This window comes from Bacillus sp. RC252, assembly GCF_044909215.1.
GTDB lineage: Bacteria > Bacillota > Bacilli > Bacillales > Bacillaceae_G > Bacillus_A > Bacillus_A mycoides.
On record NZ_JBIYDV010000012.1, the window covers coordinates 180,909 to 187,641 of the forward strand.

The 6,733-nt window shown below is 37.1% G+C and carries 8 protein-coding genes; all 8 read right to left on the minus strand.

The window, feature by feature from the left end:
- Positions 1-94 precede the first annotated feature (94 nt).
- Entirely contained in the window at positions 95-820 is a 726-nt protein-coding gene (locus ABH960_RS18325) for an NAD-dependent protein deacylase (RefSeq protein WP_404447332.1), read from the minus strand.
- Between the two features lie 75 nt (positions 821-895).
- Positions 896-1,543 carry a pyroglutamyl-peptidase I gene (gene pcp / locus ABH960_RS18330; RefSeq protein ID WP_404447335.1) on the minus strand — a complete coding sequence of 216 codons (648 nt, stop codon included), beginning with the start codon at positions 1,541-1,543 and terminating at the stop codon, positions 896-898.
- Between the two features lie 16 nt (positions 1,544-1,559).
- A complete protein-coding gene (locus ABH960_RS18335) occupies positions 1,560-2,522 on the minus strand; it encodes a DUF979 domain-containing protein (protein ID WP_404447337.1) in 963 nt (320 codons plus the stop codon).
- 1 nt (position 2,523) lies between these two features.
- Complete coding sequence (locus tag ABH960_RS18340; RefSeq protein ID WP_002127994.1) at positions 2,524-3,219, minus strand: DUF969 domain-containing protein; 696 nt, start codon at positions 3,217-3,219, stop codon at positions 2,524-2,526.
- A 34-nt stretch (positions 3,220-3,253) separates the two neighbouring features.
- Positions 3,254-4,027 (minus strand): 5-oxoprolinase subunit PxpA, encoded by a 774-nt coding sequence (gene pxpA, locus ABH960_RS18345; protein ID WP_404447340.1) that lies wholly within the window; start codon positions 4,025-4,027, stop codon positions 3,254-3,256.
- Positions 4,028-4,045: 18 nt separating this feature from the next.
- Positions 4,046-5,035 carry a 5-oxoprolinase subunit C family protein gene (locus tag ABH960_RS18350; protein WP_404447343.1) on the minus strand — a complete coding sequence of 330 codons (990 nt, stop codon included), beginning with the start codon at positions 5,033-5,035 and terminating at the stop codon, positions 4,046-4,048.
- On the minus strand, positions 5,026-5,739 hold the full coding sequence (pxpB, locus tag ABH960_RS18355) for a 5-oxoprolinase subunit PxpB (protein ID WP_404447346.1): 714 nt from the start codon (positions 5,737-5,739) through the stop codon (positions 5,026-5,028). The genes ABH960_RS18350 and pxpB overlap by 10 nt, the downstream gene beginning before the upstream one ends.
- Before the next feature lie 14 nt (positions 5,740-5,753).
- A complete protein-coding gene (locus ABH960_RS18360; RefSeq protein ID WP_002128000.1) occupies positions 5,754-6,506 on the minus strand; it encodes an IclR family transcriptional regulator in 753 nt (250 codons plus the stop codon).
- Positions 6,507-6,733 lie beyond the last annotated feature (227 nt).

Consider the following 6,733-nt stretch of genomic DNA (forward strand, 5'->3'; position numbering starts at 1 on the left):
CCATTCCCCTTATACGCAATAACATGAATATAATTCATACAAAAAAAACTGAGGTAGACATCATTCACCTCAGTTTCTTTACGAAAACAAAAACTTATTTAATCGAAGATAACCCTTTGGCAAATTCACCAATCTTATTTTGAAAAACAAAATCAAAATTGTATTCTTGCCCTGTTAACTCTTCATTTACTAAAATTGTTGTTGCGCCTACTTCTCTCTTTGCGATTTCTGGGAATGAAGCGACAGGTTGCACTTTTAATGACGTTCCCATTACGAGAAGTACATTTGTTTCATATAAACGTTTTATCGCATTTTGATATTGTGGTAACGTATCTCCGTATAAAACAACATCTGGGTTTAGAATGAAATTACACTTCCTGCAACGCGGTACTTCATGATCAATCATATATTGTAAATCATATCCCGTTTTACACTTCGGACAATGCGCAGTTTGAAGTGTTCCATGTAAATCAATTACATGTTTACTACCACCTACTTGATGCAAACCATCAATATTTTGCGTTAAAATCGTTATGTCTTTCCCTTGTTCTTCTAGCTCCGCTAAAAAGCGATGCCCTCGATTTGGTTTATATTGATGAAACGTATTAATTTGAAAGATTTCTTTATAATGCTTCCAAAACTCTTTCGGATTTCTATTATAATAGCCTCTCGACAAATACATCTCTACATTCGCATCAGCATATAATCCATTTGCTGAACGAAAATCAGGGATTCCACTTTCTGTGCTTGCACCAGCACCTGTTAACACTGTAATTTCCTTCGCTTTTTCTAAAATTGAACGTACTTCTTCAAATTGCACAAAAATCACCTCTATGTATATTCCTATACTTATTATACCAGTTGTTTACAATAGGTGTTGTACAATTCGCTTTATTTAATGCGTCGCGCCCCCGCATTCAACAATATCTACTTCTACTTCCGTTGTCATCTCAACTGCTAATTGTATTCCTTTACTAATAGTAGAAAGTGACATACTCGGTTGACCTGGATAATTGCTCGCTTGCTCTGGTAAGAACGGAATATGAATAAATCCACCTTTTATTTTCTTATCATGTTTCTCTAGTTCATGCATGAGACCATAGAATAAATGATTACAAACGAATGTACCTGCAGTTTGTGAAACAGATGACGGTATACCTTCTTCGCGAAGTTTTTTCACGATTGCTTTCATCGGAAGTGTAGACCAATACGCATTAGGTCCTTCTTCTACAACCGGCATATCCACCGGCTGATTTCCTTCATTATCGGCAATTCTTGCATCATCAATATTAATTGCTACACGCTCTATCGTAATATCTGGTCTGCCCCCAGCTTGTCCAATACATATAATCATTTCAGGCGACAACTCTTCTATATACTCTTTTAATACTCTTATTGATTTATGAAATACGGTTGGAACCTGTTTACTAATAATCTTGTACTCTCCGATTGTTTTTTCATGCAAACTTTTTGCTACTTCCCAAGCTGGGTTGATACTTTCTCCCCCGAACGGATCAAATCCTGTTACTAATACTGTTTTCATAGTTTCACCCTCCTAATTAGAAACGATATACAAGGCCGTACATTATAAACATATTGATAATGAAAATGGAAAGAGCAATTGGTACTTGTGCTTTAATGACTGCATTTTTATCTTTCAATTCTAAAAGCATCGCAGGTACGATATTAAAGTTTGCTGCCATTGGAGTAAGCAGCGTTCCGCAATATCCAGCAAACATACCTAGTGCAGCCATAATTGCTGGGTTTCCTCCGTGCATTTGCACAATTAAAGGTAAGCCGATTCCGCCAGTAATAACAGCAAACGCTGCGAATGCATTCCCCATTACGACTGTAAATAGCATCATTCCTAAACAATAGGCCATAACAGCAACGAATGGATACTCTGTCGGTAACACTTGTCCTACTAAATCAGAAACAACTTGCCCAACGCCAGACTTCGCGAAAATACCGCCAAGTGCTGCTAACATTTGTGGTAAAATAACAGCCCAACCAACAGCTTGTAATAACCTACTTCCTTCTTGAACAGGCGTTGTTATTTTCGATTTTGTAATACGCATCGCCGCAACGAATGCGAGTAATGCCCCTAACGCTAATGCAACTAATGTTACTTTATCAGGATCAACAAGTGCGACATTTCCCCATTTAATTTTCCCTAACGTTAACGTACCGATTATCGTAAAAATAGGAATTAATAGTGCAGGCATAAAAATTTTATTCTTTAATTTCTCAGCATGTTTCACACGTTCTTGCACTGGTACTTCTTTCTCCTCAGATTTTGTTACTTTATTTAATGAAGCTAAAACAACCATAACAAGCACAATACAGCCAACATAAAACGAAGGGATTACATTTCCGAATAAAAATGTAACTGCAAACAATGCCCAAAATAAGCTAGAACCGAATCGGTTTGGATGTTCACGATCAAATACAATACGAACAGCGATAAATGCAACGATTATACCTAATACATAATAAATTGTATCCATTGTTATGATGTTCATCTTATATAGCCTCCTTCTCTTGGTTTTCTTCTGCCTTCATTGTTTTCTCTATATACTTATCAAACCTTCTAAACCTGATCCAGCTCACAATAAGGGCAGATATTGCAGTTGGAATGCCCCAAAGTGCCATATCCCATACACCGACATGCATACCTACTGAATCGAAGAACCCTTTCATTAATAAAATGGCACCAGTTGCGATAAAAATATCTTCTCCGAAAAACCAAGCTGTGTTTTCCGCAGCTGCTGCATTTGCTTTAATCTTTTCTCTCAATTTTTCAGGGAGTTTACCGTATTTACCTTGCGCAGCCCCTTCTGCCATCGGTGCAACGAGCGGTCTTACTGTTTGCGCATGACCACCAATATTTAGTCCAAGTGCTGCTGATGATTCTCTTATCGTAAAATATGACATTAATACTCTTCCAGTTGTTGCTCCTTTTGATTTCGTTATAAGTGCTTCTGCTCTTTCTTTTAAACCATAACGCTCTAAAATTCCGATTACCGGTAAAGTTAATATGATTGGCATAGACATATATCTGTTTTCTATGAAAAACTTACCGAACATGCTGATCACATCATAAAAACTTAAGCCTGAAACCATACCAGTAACAATACCCGCAACCATAACTACTAACAGTGTATTTAGCCTAAATAAAAACCCAACCGCAACAAGTAAAATCCCAATTAATTTCACCAATTTTAACACTTCCTCTCATTTTTAATCCCGCTAATTAAAGTTTCACTTTATTTGGTGCGCATATAGAAATACCATTAAGTTCGAATGTTCTGTATATTTTTTCCGCAAATTGGACTGCTTTCTCTCCGTCCCCGTGTAAACATATCGTTTGCGCTTGAACTGCTACTTTCCCCCCATTAACCGATTCTACATACCCTTCTTTCACCATTTGAAGTACTTGTTTTATTGCTTCATCTTCATTTTTTATAAGAGCATTTTCTTCTGTACGGTTCGTTAAAGTTCCATCCTGCTTATACGTGCGATCAGCAAAAGCTTCTTGTACGAGAGTTATATTATATTTTTCTGTTGCCTTTATAAATGCCTCACTATTCGCTAATCCGTAAAGTAATAGTCCCGGGTTAATATGATAAATTGCCTTTGCGATTGCATCCGCAATTTCCGAATCCGTTGCCGCCATATTATATAAGGCACCGTGCGGTTTTACATGTTGCATTTTCCCTCCAGCAGCTTTAACAAATCCGTCTAATGCGCCAATTTGATATAAAACATAATCGTATACTTCACTTGCTGAAACATGCATGTTCCTTCTCCCAAATCCAATTAAATCAGGAAATCCAGGATGTGACCCTATTGCTACGTTATGCTGCAGAGCTTTTTCAACCGTTTGCCTCATAACGACCGGATCACCCGCATGAAAACCACAAGCAACATTTATAGAGGAAACGAACGGAAGAATTTCATCATCATTCCCCATTTTATAAGCTCCAAAACTTTCTCCTAAATCACAGTTTAAATCGATTGTAGTCACGATGTTTTCCTCCTAATCTCAGCTTCGTAAAGCGATGAATTTCTTTAATAGACTCATACTTGTTTCCTGCTTTATATATAATTGTGCAGCGTCTTCCATAGTTATTTTTTCAAAAGTTACATAGTCTCCTGGTTTCAGCTGCGCTAGAAGAGGTAAATCTACTGAAATTACATTTCCAATTCTCGGATAACCACCTGTCGTTTGTCTATCCGCCATTAATATAATAGGCTGTCCACCATTTGGTACTTGAATTGTTCCGAATGTAACTGGGCTCGATAAAATTTCTATCTCTTCAACTCTATTTAAAACATCTCCGTCAAGCCTATATCCCATGCGATCAGCATAATTGGACACTTTATACTCTTTCGAAAAAAACGACTTTATACTTTCTTCTGTAAATTGATCATATTCAAAGTCTGTTATGACGCGAAGAATAGGATGCTTCTTATATTTTGGTAAAGCATCGTTACAAATTGCCCACTTCGTTTTTATACGCTTTTCTTCTTGTAAATTTTGAATGAAACGACTTGCAACTTCTGCCCCTGTACCAATTTGAAAATAATCTCCTTTTTTCAGCATTCTCCCTTCAATACCGCCAAGAGCAGCACGTATGTAAGTACTTTTACTTCCCATCGTACGATCAATATTTATACCACCCGCAAAAGTCACATATACTCTGCAACCACTCTTTGCTTTTCCGAGACAAAGCATGCTTCCTTCTTCAGCTAATATGGGACGCCATAATGGAATACGTTCTCCATTTAATAACGGTTCCATATCCGCACCGCCAATCGCAAGCAATGTCGTTTTCTTTATTAACATTTTAGGTCCCATTATTGTAATTTCAAGTCCAGCTTCATTCTCTTCATTACCTACTAACATATTAATCATCCTGAGCGCATTTTTATCCATTGCCCCGCCAACAGGTACACCGTATTGTTGATAATGAGATCGTCCTAAATCTTGGACTGTTGTAAACATTCCTGCATGCAAAACCTCTACATCCATTCTTTAGCCCCCTCAAGCGATACGTACTCTTCCTTTGTTATTGGTATAAACCGTAAATACATACCACTTTGAATATATGTTGGTGTTTCTTCTTTTGGATTAAATAGAGAAATAGGTGTTCGGCCGATAATATTCCAGCCTCCTGGTGTTTCAAGCGGATAAATACCTGTTTGATTTCCGCCAATACCTACTGAACCAGAAGCAATTTGTAACCGCGGTGTTTCTTTTCTAGGTGTTTCTAGTTCTTTCGGTAATCCCCCTAAATACGGGAACCCAGGCGTAAAACCTAACATATACACGAAATATGTTGTTTCACTATGTATTCGAATAACATCCTCTACTTGTAATCCTTGATAATGCGCAACCTCTTCTAAATCAGGTCCATATTCTCCCCCGTAACACACTGGTATAGAAATATGTTTCACATCTCGGTTCACTTCTTCTTTATATGAATCACACAGCTCCCGTATATACTGGCAAACATAATCATATGGTCTTATATTTCTATCATTTTTCTTCCATACTTCGTACAAATTGTAGTACACCGCTAATGAAGTAAACGACGGAACGCATTCAACCATTCCTGCAAATGGATGCCGCCTTAGCGCTTGAAATAACCGCTGCACTTTTTCGTATATATCCATCCCAATTTCTTCACCAAATGTAACAATAATTGCTTGATCCCCTAACGCAGAAAATTTCATCCCACTCCCTCTTTCTATGCCAAAAAGCCGAGTTCTTTCGAAATGCGGTATGCTGTTTCTTTCACTTTCGCAGTAAAATATAAAATGTTACTTTCGCTATACTCAATTGCTAAACCTGAAATACTAATACCTGCTACAACCGTTCCATCATTCGTAAAAATCGGAGCTGCTATAGCCGCTGTATGATTTTCTAATTCAGAATAGCTAATTGTGTATCCAGCTTGTTTTGCCATATGTAACACTTCTAGTAAATGCTCCTTATTCACAATCGTTCCATCTGCAAACTGCTTTAAATCAGTTTCCTCTACGTACTTTCTTTTCTCTTCTTCAGAAAAATACGATAGTAAAATTCTCGGACATGCACCCGCATAAAGCGGTGCTCTTCTTCCAACCGCCGTATAAACACGTACTGGCTGAACTCCTTCCATCTTTTCAACGTAAATTGCATCATTACCATCTTGAATAATTAAATTAACTGCCTGCCCTAAACTATCTCTAAGCTCTTTCATATATGGAATCGCAATATTTCTTACGGATAACCTTTGTGAAACAAGTTGACCAAATCGTAAAAAAACGACTCCGAGACGATACTTGCCCTTTTCTGTTTTTTGTAAAAAGTCCATTTCTTCTAACGAGCCAATTAAACGATAAACAGATGTTTTCGGCATGCTCGTAAGCTGAACCATCTCTGTTAAACTTAGCTCCTCATGCTCATAAAACAACTCTAAAATATCCATTGTCTTAACTGCCGTTTTATTTATACTCATCCTATCTCCTTCTTGTTCCGAATTTCGGAACTTCAATTCCGTTTTTCGAAACAAACATATAATTTAAAATTATAAAATATTCTCTCAATTCTATCAATATATTTTTCGCAAACAAAAAAAGTATGGAAGAATATTAATCTGTACCCTTTGTAAAGGACATTTTGAAAAAAGTTAGGCAACATCAAGAAGATGATTTCTGTATCCAACAGGAGTCATCTTTTTTAAAT

Bases quoted from the DNA above. Each gene is read 5' to 3' on its own strand.
- ABH960_RS18335 (WP_404447337.1), bottom strand. From the start codon at position 2,522: ATGAACATCATAACAATGGATACAATTTATTATGTATTAGGTATAATC.
- ABH960_RS18350 (WP_404447343.1), bottom strand. From the start codon at position 5,035: ATGGATGTAGAGGTTTTGCATGCAGGAATGTTTACAACAGTCCAAGAT.
- pxpB (WP_404447346.1), bottom strand. From the start codon at position 5,739: ATGAAATTTTCTGCGTTAGGGGATCAAGCAATTATTGTTACATTTGGT.
- ABH960_RS18360 (WP_002128000.1), bottom strand. From the start codon at position 6,506: ATGAGTATAAATAAAACGGCAGTTAAGACAATGGATATTTTAGAGTTG.
- pcp (WP_404447335.1), bottom strand. From the start codon at position 1,543: ATGAAAACAGTATTAGTAACAGGATTTGATCCGTTCGGGGGAGAAAGT.